Origin of the sequence: Paenibacillus sp. ICGEB2008, from assembly GCF_000307675.1 — a bacterium.
Lineage (GTDB): Bacteria > Bacillota > Bacilli > Paenibacillales > Paenibacillaceae > Paenibacillus > Paenibacillus polymyxa.
The window spans coordinates 1-13,983 of the sequence record NZ_AMQU01000012.1; the positions used below are offsets into that span (position 1 = coordinate 1).

General features: G+C 46.7%; 12 protein-coding genes and 2 rRNA genes. 12 read left to right on the plus strand and 2 right to left on the minus strand.

Features of this window, described 5'->3' with window-relative positions; genetic code table 11:
- Positions 1–1,362, plus strand: a 23S ribosomal RNA gene (locus tag C400_RS0112390); the annotation flags it as partial.
- A gap of 151 nt (positions 1,363–1,513) precedes the next feature.
- Positions 1,514–1,630 (plus strand): 5S ribosomal RNA (gene rrf / locus C400_RS0112395).
- A gap of 175 nt (positions 1,631–1,805) precedes the next feature.
- On the opposite strand, the gene C400_RS27795 is transcribed toward rrf, so the two are convergent.
- Positions 1,806–1,964 (minus strand): hypothetical protein, encoded by a 159-nt coding sequence (locus tag C400_RS27795; protein ID WP_016818883.1) that lies wholly within the window; start codon positions 1,962–1,964, stop codon positions 1,806–1,808.
- A gap of 294 nt (positions 1,965–2,258) precedes the next feature.
- On the opposite strand from C400_RS27795, the gene C400_RS0112405 reads away from it, so the two are divergent.
- The 5 genes from C400_RS0112405 (at position 2,259) to C400_RS0112425 (ending at position 8,544) form a co-directional block, all read left to right on the plus strand.
- Positions 2,259–3,590 (plus strand): extracellular solute-binding protein, encoded by a 1,332-nt coding sequence (locus C400_RS0112405; protein ID WP_016818882.1) that lies wholly within the window; start codon positions 2,259–2,261, stop codon positions 3,588–3,590.
- A 232-nt stretch (positions 3,591–3,822) separates the two neighbouring features.
- Entirely contained in the window at positions 3,823–4,713 is an 891-nt protein-coding gene (locus C400_RS0112410) for a carbohydrate ABC transporter permease (RefSeq protein ID WP_016818881.1), read from the plus strand.
- 5 nt (positions 4,714–4,718) lie between these two features.
- Entirely contained in the window at positions 4,719–5,552 is an 834-nt protein-coding gene (locus tag C400_RS0112415; protein WP_394373515.1) for a carbohydrate ABC transporter permease, read from the plus strand.
- Between the two features lie 30 nt (positions 5,553–5,582).
- Positions 5,583–7,379, plus strand: a complete 1,797-nt coding sequence (locus C400_RS0112420; RefSeq protein WP_016818879.1) for a sensor histidine kinase — start codon at positions 5,583–5,585, stop codon at positions 7,377–7,379.
- Entirely contained in the window at positions 7,360–8,544 is a 1,185-nt protein-coding gene (locus tag C400_RS0112425; RefSeq protein WP_016818878.1) for a response regulator, read from the plus strand. The genes C400_RS0112420 and C400_RS0112425 overlap by 20 nt, the downstream gene beginning before the upstream one ends.
- Before the next feature lie 72 nt (positions 8,545–8,616).
- Here C400_RS0112425 and C400_RS0112430 read toward each other — a convergent pair whose 3' ends face one another.
- A complete protein-coding gene (locus tag C400_RS0112430; protein ID WP_016818877.1) occupies positions 8,617–9,522 on the minus strand; it encodes a LysR family transcriptional regulator in 906 nt (301 codons plus the stop codon).
- A 161-nt stretch (positions 9,523–9,683) separates the two neighbouring features.
- Here C400_RS0112430 and C400_RS0112435 point away from each other — a divergent pair, with 161 nt between their 5' ends.
- The 5 genes from C400_RS0112435 (at position 9,684) to C400_RS0112455 (ending at position 13,844) form a co-directional block, all read left to right on the plus strand.
- Positions 9,684–10,274 carry a UbiX family flavin prenyltransferase gene (locus C400_RS0112435; RefSeq protein ID WP_016818876.1) on the plus strand — a complete coding sequence of 197 codons (591 nt, stop codon included), beginning with the start codon at positions 9,684–9,686 and terminating at the stop codon, positions 10,272–10,274.
- A gap of 28 nt (positions 10,275–10,302) precedes the next feature.
- Complete coding sequence (locus C400_RS0112440; RefSeq protein WP_017427169.1) at positions 10,303–11,721, plus strand: non-oxidative hydroxyarylic acid decarboxylases subunit C; 1,419 nt, start codon at positions 10,303–10,305, stop codon at positions 11,719–11,721.
- A 41-nt stretch (positions 11,722–11,762) separates the two neighbouring features.
- Complete coding sequence (locus tag C400_RS0112445; RefSeq protein WP_016818874.1) at positions 11,763–11,987, plus strand: non-oxidative hydroxyarylic acid decarboxylases subunit D; 225 nt, start codon at positions 11,763–11,765, stop codon at positions 11,985–11,987.
- 71 nt (positions 11,988–12,058) lie between these two features.
- Positions 12,059–12,520: a hypothetical protein gene (locus C400_RS0112450; RefSeq protein WP_017427170.1), complete on the plus strand. Its 462-nt coding sequence runs from the start codon at positions 12,059–12,061 to the stop codon at positions 12,518–12,520.
- A 163-nt stretch (positions 12,521–12,683) separates the two neighbouring features.
- Entirely contained in the window at positions 12,684–13,844 is a 1,161-nt protein-coding gene (locus C400_RS0112455; RefSeq protein WP_017427171.1) for a serine hydrolase domain-containing protein, read from the plus strand.
- Positions 13,845–13,983 lie beyond the last annotated feature (139 nt).

Below are 13,983 nucleotides of genomic sequence, written 5' to 3' on the forward strand. Positions count from 1 at the left end.
TGGTGATGGGGAGCGAAAATTATATAGTAGCGAAGGTCATGATCTCAGACTGCCAAGAAAAGCCTCTAGCCAGGAGAAGGTGCCCGTACCGCAAACCGACACAGGTAGGCGAGAAGAGAATTCTAAGGCGCGCGGAAGAACTCTCGTTAAGGAACTCGGCAAAATGACCCCGTAACTTCGGGAGAAGGGGTGCCTCGGTAGGGTGAATAGCCCGAGGGGGCCGCAGTGAAAAGGCCCAAGCGACTGTTTAGCAAAAACACAGGTCTGTGCGAAGCCGCAAGGCGAAGTATACGGGCTGACGCCTGCCCGGTGCTGGAAGGTTAAGGGGAGTGGTAAGCCTTCGGGCGAAGCTATGAACCGAAGCCCCAGTAAACGGCGGCCGTAACTATAACGGTCCTAAGGTAGCGAAATTCCTTGTCAGGTAAATTCTGACCCGCACGAATGGCGTAACGACTTGGGCGCTGTCTCAACGAGAGATCCGGTGAAATTTTAATACCTGTGAAGATGCAGGTTACCCGCGACAAGACGGAAAGACCCCATGGAGCTTTACTGCAGCTTGATATTGAATTTGGGTACGATCTGTACAGGATAGGTGGGAGCCGTTGAACCTTGAGCGCCAGCTTGAGGGGAGGCATCCTTGGGATACCACCCTGATCGTATCTAGGTTCTAACTTGGTACCGTAATCCGGTACGAGGACAGTGTCAGGTGGGCAGTTTGACTGGGGCGGTCGCCTCCTAAAGAGTAACGGAGGCGCCCCAAGGTTCCCTCAGAATGGTTGGAAATCATTCGAAGAGTGCAAAGGCAGAAGGGAGCTTGACTGCGAGACCTACAAGTCGAGCAGGGACGAAAGTCGGGCTTAGTGATCCGGTGGTACCGCATGGAAGGGCCATCGCTCAACGGATAAAAGCTACCCTGGGGATAACAGGCTTATCTCCCCCAAGAGTCCACATCGACGGGGAGGTTTGGCACCTCGATGTCGGCTCATCGCATCCTGGGGCTGAAGTAGGTCCCAAGGGTTGGGCTGTTCGCCCATTAAGCGGTACGCGAGCTGGGTTCAGAACGTCGTGAGACAGTTCGGTCCCTATCTGTCGTGGGCGTAGGAAATTTGAGAGGAGCTGTCCTTAGTACGAGAGGACCGGGATGGACGTACCGCTGGTGTACCAGTTGTTCCGCCAGGAGCACCGCTGGGTAGCTATGTACGGAAGGGATAAGCGCTGAAAGCATCTAAGCGTGAAGCCCCCCTCAAGATGAGATTTCCCAATTAGTAAGACCCCTTGAAGACGACGAGGTAGATAGGTTGGGGGTGGAAGTGCAGTAATGCATGGAGCTGACCAATACTAATCGGTCGAGGGCTTATCCTAAAGATAAGACGCAATGAAGTTTCGGATCCAGTTTTCAGGGTGTAACCTTGAAAGTATGTAGGAGTACATACGACAAGCGTATGGCGATTCATTCACACAATCTGTGATGAACCGAATAAGCTTACGGAAGAATTTGCGGAGCAAATTCATGTTTGGTGGCGATAGCGGAGGGGTTCCACACGTACCCATCCCGAACACGACCGTTAAGCCCTCCAGCGCCGATGGTACTTGGACCGCAGGGTCCTGGGAGAGTAGGACGTTGCCAAGCACAGAAAAAAGAGCACAGCCTTAATGGTTGTGCTCTTTTTGTATAACCGATTTATTTATCGTCCACATGAAAGGCTCATGCCATGCCTTTGGTTAAAAGCACTAATATATTCTGGTTGTTCCTTGTATAGGGCTGCTTGACGTGTGTTTCAACTGAGATCCAGCACTGTGCGATGTTAATCTATTTCAACCTCTTCTGTCTGGAGGACACTTAAGGCTTGAAGTTTACGGGTAATTTCCTTTTGCCACTTTGTATCTCCGACTTGTACGGCAAGATTGAGAAGATCCAAATAATCATCGATATGCAGGGAGGTTTTACTAAAAGCTTCTTTCACTGCGGTCCTGCCTCCTTTAAAGTCTATGTGTATTTATCCTTTAATAATGATAATCATTATCAAATAAAGATCTTATTCATATTATGCCTGTCTTCTAGATAAATTGCAAGTTATGATATGAATGAATTTTGAAGCACGCAAATGAGGGCTTAAAAAAACAAACCCTTCTCCTTAAGTTCACGCATTGTTCACGTCTTTTCTATGTAACATAATGAAAAGAACAAGCGGGCATTGAGTGTCCACCGACTAGGAGGATAAATTGCGCAATGCTTCAACCAGAGGAGGAAAAGGAACATGAGCAGAGTAAAAATGAAAGCGTTTGCCGTTGTGGCGGCGGGCGCCTTGGCATTGACGCTGGCAGCTTGTAATAACGGACAGAGCGCAAGTCCGGGAAATTCAGGGGAAAAGGGTGGAGGCAATGTAACGAAGGATGTGACGATTACCTTTCAAAACATCAATCCTGATCCGAGCACCCCTTCATACAAAATGATAAAGCAGATTGTAAGTCAATACGAGCAGAATCATCCTCATGTCAAAATTGAGTTGGATTCGCTAAATACAGATCAGCAAAAGCTCAAGCTGAAAACACAAGCAGCAGCGAAGGAAGTACCGGATATTACGATTGTAAATCCGGCTGCACAGATGAAGCCATTCGTAGATGCCGGGCTACTGGCACCATTAAATGATGTAGCTGATAAAGAGGGGTTAAAAGATACGTTTCAGGATGGCCTTCTTAACTACTATAGCTTCGATGATAAGCTTTACGCTTTTCCGGATGGTAACAATATAGAAGTGGTCTTTTACAATAAAGAACTGTTCGAGCAGGCGGGAATTCAAAAGTTGCCGACCACCTTTGATGAGCTGATAACAACGGTGAAGACACTGAAGGCAAAGGGAATTACTCCAATTGCTATTGGGGAAAAGGATTCATGGACCGGTTCCCTCCTTTTTATGAATATTCTGTTGCGTACAAATGAAGGACCAAACTTCCTCAATGATGTGCTGGATGGCAAAAAGACGTTTAACGACCCGGCTTTTGTGGAAGCTGTGGATGCATTTCAGGAATTAGTGCAGGCCGGGGCTTTCCCGGATGGAGCTACATCTATTGACTATAATGCAGGCGGTAATATTTTTAAAACAGGGAAAGCTGCGATGTATATTATGGGCACCTGGGAAACAGGTTCTATTGATGCCTCCCCAGTAGCGGGTAAGGTCGGAGCGTTTCAATTTCCTACGGTGAATGGCAAAGGGAATGTGAATGAGTATGTCATTGCGCCGGGTAGCGCGTTTGCGGTATCTGCGAATAGTGAACATTTACAGGAGACGAAGGACTTTCTGCACTATTTTATTACAGAGATGCCCAAGATTCAGTTTGATCTGAAGAATGCAATTGGCAGCGGTCAGAAAATGAAAGGCGATCTGAAGGAAGCGGGTTATTCCGAGTTAGCCATTAGTCTCAATGAGCTGTTCAAAAATGTAAAAGGAGGGGACCTTGCTTTTGATAATACGATGAATCCGGCTATTGCACAGGCGCATCTAAGTAGCATTCAAAACCTGTTTGTACAACAAGAAGACTCTGCGCAAGTTGCGAAGGAACATCAGAACACTTTTGAAGCGAATAAATAATTGAGAATTTTGCAAACATCCAATAGGTGACTTCCAATGAAGAATGTATAGATCGAAATGGCCTAGTTCGTCTAGATATTGCACTTTGGAGCGACTGGAATCGAATTTTGCGAAATCCTGGAGTAGCAGACTTGAGGGGAGGGAGCGAAAGTTCCCTTCCCTGATTCGGAATCACATATGGCTAAGCATTTCCCAGAAAGATGCTTCGAATCAACACAAAGGAGATTAGAGCATGAATGTACTGAAGGTGCCGGCACGCACGATTGCCGTTTTCGTGCTGCCCTGCCTGTTGCTGTATACCTGTATGGTATTTGTTCCGATTTTGGTATCTGTGTATTGCGGGTTGCTGGATTGGAACGGGATTGCAGAGGCGAAGTTTGTGGGGCTGACTAATTTTAAGCGTATTTTCACAGCCGATCCAGTGTTCTGGCCGTCCGTGAAGCGAACGATGATGTTCGCTGTATTTTCTATGCTGGAAATCCCGCTTTGTCTACTGCTGGCCATTTTACTCAATCGCTATGTGCGTAGGGCAAATACATTGGTAACGATGTATTTTTTGCCGGTCATTCTATCGGTGGTTATTATTGGCCAGTTGTGGAAAACGATCTATAATCCGGCCTCGATGGGTGGGATGCTGAACGGTATATTGATGGCGGTCGGACTGGAAAGCTGGACACGCTCTTGGCTGACAGAACCGCAGATAGCAATGTATGCTCTATATTTTGTATCGTTGTGGCAATATTTTGGCTACCATTTGCTTATCCAGTTTACTGGGGTACAAAACATACCCAATGAGCTGTATGAAGCAGCTAAAATTGATGGGGCAGAAGGATTCAAAGCAGACCGTTACATTACGTTGCCACTCATTGTGCCTATTTTCAAAATATCTATTGTATTAGCCTTTATCGGGTCCTTGCAATCGTTTGATTTGATCTGGGTGATGACGGGTGGAGGACCAGCCCATGCGACGGATACAGTATCCACGTATATGTACAATATGTCCTTTTTATCTATGAAATACGGGTATGGCAGTGCATTGGCTTCGTTTCTCGTAGTAATATGCTTGTCATTTACAGTTGTGATAAATTTTGTTTTCAAACGAATCGAAAATAAGGTAAGCTAAAGGGGATGGGACTGTTGAACGCCTTGAAAAAAATGGGGGTTTTCTCCCTGTTGGCCGTCTTAGTGGTCACCCAGCTGTATCCACTCTTTTGGCTGCTGACCTATTCGTTGAAGACGAATGAAGAGATATTAAGTTCAAGCTTCTTTGCACTCCCTCAAGTGCCCCAGTGGCACAACTACCAGGAAGCCTATGAATCAGGGAGCTACTTGCGTTATTTAGGAAACAGTGTGCTGGTGACCGGGGTTACAATGATTTTTGTCATTGTATTAAGCTCGATGACTGCTTATGCAATTACACGTTTTCGCTGGCGTTTCGGGGCTGTTATGCTGACATTGTTTTTGGTCGGGATGATGATCCCCATGCAAGCTACACTGCTACCGCTGATGGTGATGTTTAAAAACGTCCATATTCTGAATACGTATTTCTCGCTGATTTTACCCTACATTGCTTTTCAGACACCGATTGCGGTCTTCATCCTATCCGGCTTTATGCGGTCCATTCCCCACGAAATTGAAGAATCCGCCTACATTGACGGAGCGAGCATCTATCGTATCTTCCGCAGTGTAATCTTACCCATCTCGATTCCGCCTATCATGACAGTGTGTATTTTAACCTTCATTAATATTTGGAATGAATACATTATGGCTGCCACCTTTATCTCGTCCGAAAAGCTAAAAACGCTCCCTTTCGGCGTATATACGTTCGTCAGCCAGTATTCTGTGAATTATGGCAACATTGGTGCTTTTTTAGTCATGGGGGCCTTACCAGTCATTATTATTTATTTTGTCCTGTCCGAAAAAATCACCAAGGGCATGGTTGCAGGAGCGGTTAAAGGATAGGCGGCCGATGCGAAAGGAGCGCACAGAGGTATGATGCGCCGTTTTCAATCCATTCAATACCGCTTGTTTGTTCTGTTCCTATTGAGCATGTCCAGCATTGTGCTGGCGGTGAGTCTATTATTTTACAACCGTACTACGGTGCAGTTCCATGATAAGATCAGTGAGCTTGCGCGTAAAAATGTATCTCAGACGGCAGGTCTGTTCGAATTGCTGCTCGACAGCTATAACAGTCTCTCCAAGTCGATCAGCAACAATATGGATTTGGTTCGTCTGCTGACGACAGATCATAGTGATTTACCTGCTGTCAATTACATCAACGAACGTACGATTACGAATATCCTTGGAGCCATCTACTATTCGCGCGAGGATCTAATCGGCATTCATGTCATCACAGACACAGGTAAGGTATACAATTATGGGAATTATATGAATGTCATTGATACTCATTACGAGCATACGGAATGGTACAGGGAAATTCGAAGGTCGGCAGGCAAAATTGCATGGCTGGGTGTTTATCCTCACTCTGTCATCGACCAAGTGGAAACTAGGCCTGTGTTTGCATTTGGACGGCAGCTCTATGATCTGGATGAACACAAGCCGATTGGTATTGTTCTATTTGAGGCTGAACCGCGTTCAATATTGTCCGCTCTCCACAATTTACGGCTGAGCACTAATAGTCAGGTCTATCTGTTGGGCCATGAAAATCGAATTGTATCGGCTACTTCTTCTGATCCACCACCAGATTTGCGAAATCTAGAGCCACAGGTCCCGGAGGAGGATGTAATTGTAGATCGGAATAATGAGAAAGTTGTAATCGCTTCCAAACTTCCGTTTGCCGATTGGTCGGTGATTAGTGTGACACCCAGCGAGGATCTGAATGTGGAACTGGCTCAAACTCAAAGGTACTTATTTATCGTGGCACCTATACTCATTATGGTATCGGCGCTAATTGCGTCTATCGTCTCCAGGGGCATCTCCCTTCCGCTCAAACGAGTTATTCGGGAAATGAAACGGGTAGAGACAGGCAATTTCCGCCACACGGTAAACATCGAATCCTATGAAGAAATCAACCAGTTGGCTACCTCTTTCAACCATATGGTAAGGCAGATTGCAGAACTGATTGAGTTGGTGCGTATATCATCGGTCAGCGAGAAAAATGCGGAGCTACACGCTCTGCAGACGCAGGTTAATCCACATTTTCTGTACAATACGCTGGATATGATCTATTGGATGCTGGATGAAAAGGGGCAGGATCAGCTCGGTGAGGTGGTTCTCTCCTTATCCCATATGTTCCGTTACAGCAGTCACTGGGAAGAGGGAGCCGATGTGAGCCTTCGGGAAGAAGTAGAGCAGGTCGGTCACTACCTCACCATTATCCAGGCTCGGCTGGAGGGCAGGGTATCTGTTGACGTCCACATTGAAGAACGATGGCTGGATATCCGTTTACCTAAAATGACCTTACAGCCGTTAATTGAAAATGCGGTGAAACATGGGCTGGAGCCTCTTCATGCAGATACAGGTGGCACACTGCTCGTCAGAGCGGAGGAGTATGGCGGTGTATTGAGCCTGCACATCATCGACAACGGTGTAGGGATGGAATATGAACGATGGGGGGTGGTCCAGATCGCTTTGGCAGAACCCGGCAAACAGGCGGGCAGCGGGCAGGCGGGAGGCATCGGCCTGCAAAACCTAAATTTACGGCTACGGCACATGTTCGGAGAAGAGTACGGCCTACGGATCTCCAGCGCACCAGGGGCCGGAACGACAGTCACTGTAAGTGTGCCTCTGCCACAGAAGGAGGAGAAACATGAATATTCTGATAGCTGACGATGAGAATATGATTCGACAGGGGATTCGGCGTACTATTGGCCAAGCACTACCAACCTGCGGCATTCATCTCGCTGCTTCCACCGAGGAAGCAGCAGGCATTCTGGCGGAGCATCCTGTAGATATTGTATTGACCGATATCCTGATGCCCGGTATGGATGGTCTGGAATTCATGCGCATTTCCAAGCGAAAGCATCCTCATCTGCAGTGGGTTGTCATTTCGGCCCATTCCGACTTCCAATATGCGCAAAGAGCAGTAAAGCTGGGTGCCAAAGACTACCTGTTAAAGCCGATCGGTAAAAAGAAGCTACTGGAATGCATTGAAGTGTTAGCAGCCGAAGCCCTTGTGGCCTCGCAACAGGCAAACGAGGGCAGACTTCTTAAATCCAATATGGTCTATTTGCGTGAAGCTGTTTTCCAGCGTTATGCACTCGGATTGGATACAGGTAAGCTGGATATACAGCCCTTCGTCGAAAATTATCCAGAATTCCATCTTTTTATGGTTCGCATGGAACCTGATCACAAGCAGACGCATTTGGAGCATTTTATGATTGAAAATGTACTGTCCGAGCTCATTGAGGCTGGAGGCAGTGGCTTTGTCGTTAGTCTAGACCGCCATAGTCTGCTGGGGATTGCAAGGTTAAGGGATGAAGCAGAGGCTGCACGGCTAGAGACGTTGCTTGAATCCCATTTGAAGCGTTATGTGAAAGTACCTCTGCAAATTACACGTTCGGGTGTTCACCACAATTTTGCATCCATACCTGAAGAGGTAGCGCGACTAAGACGAACACCAGAGGAGATTGCAGCCGCAGCAGCGGATACAGGAGAATGCCTCCGCAAGGGCATGCATACGGTTGATGTAGCATTGCAATATATCCGGGCTCATTTTACAGAGGAGCTGTCACTGGAAAAAGTGGCCTCAATCGTATTTTTAAATCCGGTGTATTTCAGCCAGTTATTCAAGCAAAAGACGGGACAAGGCTATAAGGATTACGTTATTTCATTGCGTATGGAAGAGGCAAAGCGGCTGCTAAATGATCCTCATCTGCGGCTGGCTGATATTTCCGAGCGGATTGGATATCAAGATATGAGGCATTTTACACAGGTATTTCGGCGCAAATGTGGAATGACTCCGACCGAGTATCGGCATCAAGGAGTTAAATAAGTTGGTATCAACGACCGAATGAAGGAAGTTCATACAGCATCAGACTGTTTCAGGAGTAGAGCGGTAGAGCATCTACTCGGGAACAGTCTTTTTCGTGTCTCCAGCTTGTAGAAGTTCAACAAATTTGCGAGCTGCATTGGATAAATAACGATCCTTGCGCCATACGACGGCAGGCTGTGTGAAAGGGAATGGCTCCTTAATGGAGAGTGTGCGAAATCTGTCCCCGTATTCTTGTCCCAAGCCAGCGTCTGGAATAATGGTAATTCCCATGCCTGTGGAAACGAGCGAGAGAATGGTCGATATTTCTGGACAGTCCAATACGACGCGCGGAATAAGATGGTGTTCCTGAAATTTGCGGATGACGGTTTCGTATAGTCCGTGTCCTTCTGTTCGGCGTCCCAACAAGAGGTCATAGCTGGCAGCTTCCTGTAATGTAATTTCCCCACTGGGATGGCGATCTGCCCATTCACACGGAAGAACCGCAACAAAAGAAACGCCCTCCAGTTCAATCGTATGGTACGATTTGTCGTCTACCGGAAGCAGCAGCAGGGCCAGATCGACTTTATTTTGATGCAGCAGCTCTTCCAGATGATGTGTGTCTCCGTGTCCTATTTTAACGTATACCTCTGGATAAACTTGATGAAAGTGACTGAGTTGTTCAGTAATCAGAGACATACAGGCGGATGACGTGCCTATGGCAAGTGTGCCGGTTACTCTGTTTTCAAACTCCCCAATTTCTCTACAGGTGTCCTCCATTTCAGCCAATAATCGTTTGGCGCGTGTATACAGTGTATATCCGGCCTCGGTAACTTCCCACTTCTTTCCTTCACGGTAAATCAGCTTTACACCAAGCTCGTCCTCCATATTTTTGAGTTGTTGACTCAGTGGAGGTTGGGCCATGTTGAGCGTTCTGGCGGCCTTGGTGATTTGCCCTTCCTCCACGATGACGCAAAAGTAATGCAGATGCTTCAAGTCCATTGGGGATTCCTCCTCATTTCTAAACAACGCTTCGATTTGAATACTTTTAAAGTATGCATTACATATATTATATATATTTTTCGTGTGCAGGGAACGGGCGTATAATTTTTGACAGTAATGCATGGGTGAACATAAAACGATGGGATGGAAGGAGGAGACATATGAAGAAAATCATTGTAGGAATATCGGGAGCGACAGGGTCAATCTTTGGTATCCGTATATTGCAAAAATTACGGGAGGCTGGAGTCCAAAGCCATCTGGTGCTATCCCCGTGGGCTATTGCCAACATTCCCTATGAGACAGGCTACACGGTGAAGGATGTGGAGGCAATGGCGGATGCAGTCTACTCGTATAAGGATCAGGCCGCACGTATTTCTAGCGGCTCCTTCCGGGTAGATGGTATGGTCGTCGCTCCTTGCAGTATGAAGACTCTTGCCTCTATTCGTATCGGTATGGCGGACAACCTGCTTACCCGATCAGCGGATGTGATACTGAAGGAGCGAAAGAAGCTGCTGCTCATGACCAGAGAAACACCATTAAGCAGTATCCATCTGGAAAATATGCTGGAGCTGTCACGTATGGGCGTGATGATCCTGCCGCCGATGCCTGCCTTTTATAATCATCCTGCAAGTATCGAGGAATTAGTGGATCATATTGTTTTTCGCGCATTGGATCAGTTCGGTATTGTCACAACCGCAGCCAAACGCTGGGATGGGATGAAGCAGAATGACTCCAGGCTGCACCAGAATTGAGAAATCGAAAGACGAAGGAGAATGAATGATGGCTTATAAAGACTTTCGCGATTTTCTACACACCTTGGAAAAGGAGGGACAATTACTCACGATCAGCGATGAGGTAAAGCCGGAGCCGGACCTCGCAGCAGCTAACAGAGCATTAAACAATCTTGGAGATAAGACGCCTGCTCTCTTTTTCAACAACATCTATGGATATACGGATGCTCGTATTGCAATGAATGTGATGGGCTCCTGGCCCAATCATGCCCTCATGATGGGAATGCCCAAAAATACGCCGCTCAAGGAGCAGTTTTTTGAATTTGCCAGACGCTATGAACAATTTCCGGTGCCCGTGAAGCGGGAAGAAGCCGCTCCTTTTCATGAAGTCGAAATTACGGAGAATATTAATTTGTTTGATATTTTGCCGTTGTTTCGTTTGAATCAGGGGGACGGAGGGTTTTATTTGGATAAAGCAATTCTAGTTTCACGCGATCTGGATGACCCGGACACCTACGGTAAGCAAAATGTCGGCTTATACCGGATGCAGGTGAAAGGCAAGAACCGTTTGGGCATCCAGCCTGTACCACAGCATGATATTGCGATCCATATCCGTCAGGCTGAGGAGCGTGGCGAAAATCTGAAGGTGGCTATTGCCCTCGGATGTGAGCCTGTGATTACAACGGCTGCTTCTACGCCGCTGCTGTACGATCAATCCGAATATGAGATGGCGGGCGCCATTCAGGGCGAGCCTTATCGTGTGGTCAAAGCGAAGGATGCAGATCTGGATCTGCCTTGGGGAGCCGAGGTCATTTTGGAAGGCGAAGTGTTAGCAGGTGAACGTGAGTATGAAGGTCCATTCGGTGAATTCACAGGTCACTATTCCGGCGGTCGCGCGATGCCAGTCATTCAGATTAATCGTGTATATCACCGCAAACAGCCTATCTTTGAGCATCTGTACATCGGGATGCCTTGGACGGAAACGGATTATATGATCGGTGTGAATACAAGTGTACCGTTGTTTCAGCAGCTTAAGGATGCTTTTCCTAATGAAATCGTAGCTGTTAATGCCATGTATACGCATGGGCTGGTCGCTATTATTTCCACGAAAACCCGGTATGGCGGCTTCGCGAAGGCTGTGGGAATGCGTGCGTTAACGACTCCGCATGGATTGGGGTATTGCAAGCTGGTGATTGTGGTGGACGAGGAGGTCGATCCGTTCAATCTGCCGCAAGTCATGTGGGCTTTATCCACCAAGCTTCATCCAAAGCATGATGCTGTCATTGTTCCTGGCTTGTCTATTTTACCGCTTGACCCCGGCTCTGATCCGGCAGGTATGACGCACAAAATGATACTGGATGCGACGACACCTGTAGCACCGGATATTAGAGGCCATTACTCGCAGCCGCTCGATTCCCCGCTGGGTGTAGCGGAATGGGAGAAAAAGTTGAGCCAAATGCTTCGCTAAATATTTTTAAAAACAAAGAAAAATTAAAGGAGTGCTGACAGATGCATATTTGTCCCCGTTGTGAGTCCAATCGTTCAGAAGTCGTTTCCCATTCGCCGGTTAAAGGTGCCTGGGAGGTTTTGTTATGCCCTGTATGCCTGTTCACATGGCGAACCTCAGAACCGGATAGCATTACTGATCCAGCAAAGTATAAATCGGCATTCAAGGTAAACCCCCAAGATATTCCGGATGCTGCTCATGTTCCTCCTATTCCAGAGCGGATATAGGGTCGTTCGTAAGTAGCCGTAATTTATGGTATTTTGAAGTTATAGGCCAAATGTAAAGGGGATTATACTTCATGCAGACGCCAAGGATCGGTAAGGAACTGTTCACGCTGCTGAACGGCAAGGAGTTGGAGCACAAGCAACAGGAAGCAATGATGCTGTTGACGGTTACGGAAGATCAGTGGCCGCACATAGCAATGATTAGCGTGGGTGAGATTGTAGCGCTGGACGAGGAAAATTTACGTCTGGCACTGTGGCCCGGTACGACCACGACTGGCAACATAATCCGTACGGGGAAGGCGACGCTTGCGATCTTCACCGGCGGGCAGGCGCATTATGTGCGGTTGTCGCTGGAACATCTGTCCGCTTTGCGTGAAGCCAAGCATGTGCGTGAGCGATTTGCGGCACGGGTTTTCGCAGCTAGAGAAGATTCGGCTCAATATGCGGATATCTTGACAGGTGTCACAATTCGCCTCAAGGAGCCGGAATCGGTGATCAATCGCTGGAAAGAGACGGTGGCAGAGTTGTTGGTATAAAGCTATCTGATTATGACAAATCATCTTTGTAATTACCAAGTTTACCGTTAAAATAGATGCAAGGGAATAAGCGCTTACAAGGAGTCAGGTTGAGCTTGTTGGAACAGGAATTAGAGCGTGAGGGGAAGCTTGTTTCTTTTGAAGGAAAATAGGAGGGATGAAAATGTCTCGTTTTGACAAGGTAGATCAGCTATTGCAACAATTCTTAGCGAATGGACCGGCAGGGTGTGGTTGTGCCATTGCACAAAATGGCCAAGTGTTGTATGAAGGATATCATGGATATGCTGATGTGGAAACTCGGAAACCGATTACTGAAGATACCGTGTATCGCTTGTTTTCCATGACAAAGGTTGTTGTATGTGCGGCTGCCCTTATGCTGTACGAACGCGGACAATTTTTATTGAATGAGCCTTTGTGTGAATATTTACCTGAGTATCGCGATTCGTATGTATTCAAAACTGCTCCTAACGGATACACCTACGTTGACAAGGCGGATAACCCTATTTTAATTAAGCATATATTCAATATGAGTGCGGGGCTTCCTTATGCTTCCGAGTTTTCAGAAACAGGAAAAGCTATGCACAAGGTCATTACAGCTTTAAAGGAAAAGCAAGGAAAATATGACCTGCGTACAGAAATTAAAGCGCTTTCTAAAGTTCCGCTTGCATTTGAACCGGGAACACGATGGTTATACGGATATGGACATGATCTTGTTGCAGGTCTAATTGAAGTCATTTCAGGTAAATCATTAGGACAATTTTTGAAGGATGAAATCTTTGATCCACTTGGAATGAACAATACAGGTTACCGTTATCGTGGAGATATTGAATCGCGGATGGCCTCCATGTATCAACGGACAGACGCCGGAAAACTTGAAAAAATTGAAGGTTTCTTGGATGAACATCATCAGCCAGATGCTATATATGAAGGTGGAGGCGCAGGCTTATATTCGACGGTCAAAGAATACCTGACATTTTCACAAATGTTGTCAAATGGCGGCATGGTAGACGGTGTGAGGCTATTGGGGAGAAAAACCATTGATTTAATGCGCACAAATCATCTGAGTACAGCCCAACTATCGGATTTCACCAATTCATACCATACAGGTTATGGCTATGGACTGGGCGTGCGTACGTTAATGGATAAAGCGGCTGGTCATGCAAACAGCTCGATAGGGGAATTTGGCTGGACGGGAATGGCAGGCACATGGGTTTCTATAGATCCGAGCGAACAGTTCTCCGTCGTTTATATGCATCAGCTTGATCCCAATATGGAAGAGTATCACCATTTGAGAATACGTGCAGCAGCTTATAGCTGTTTGTAAAAGTAAGGGTATATTTAACGATTTGATCTTCGGTAATACCGATTCTAGTTAATAAGGACCAAATTTTCTTTAAAGTCTAAACTATTCTTTTCCATATGACGACATAAAACGTAGGTGTAGGGATTTTGCGAAATCCTTA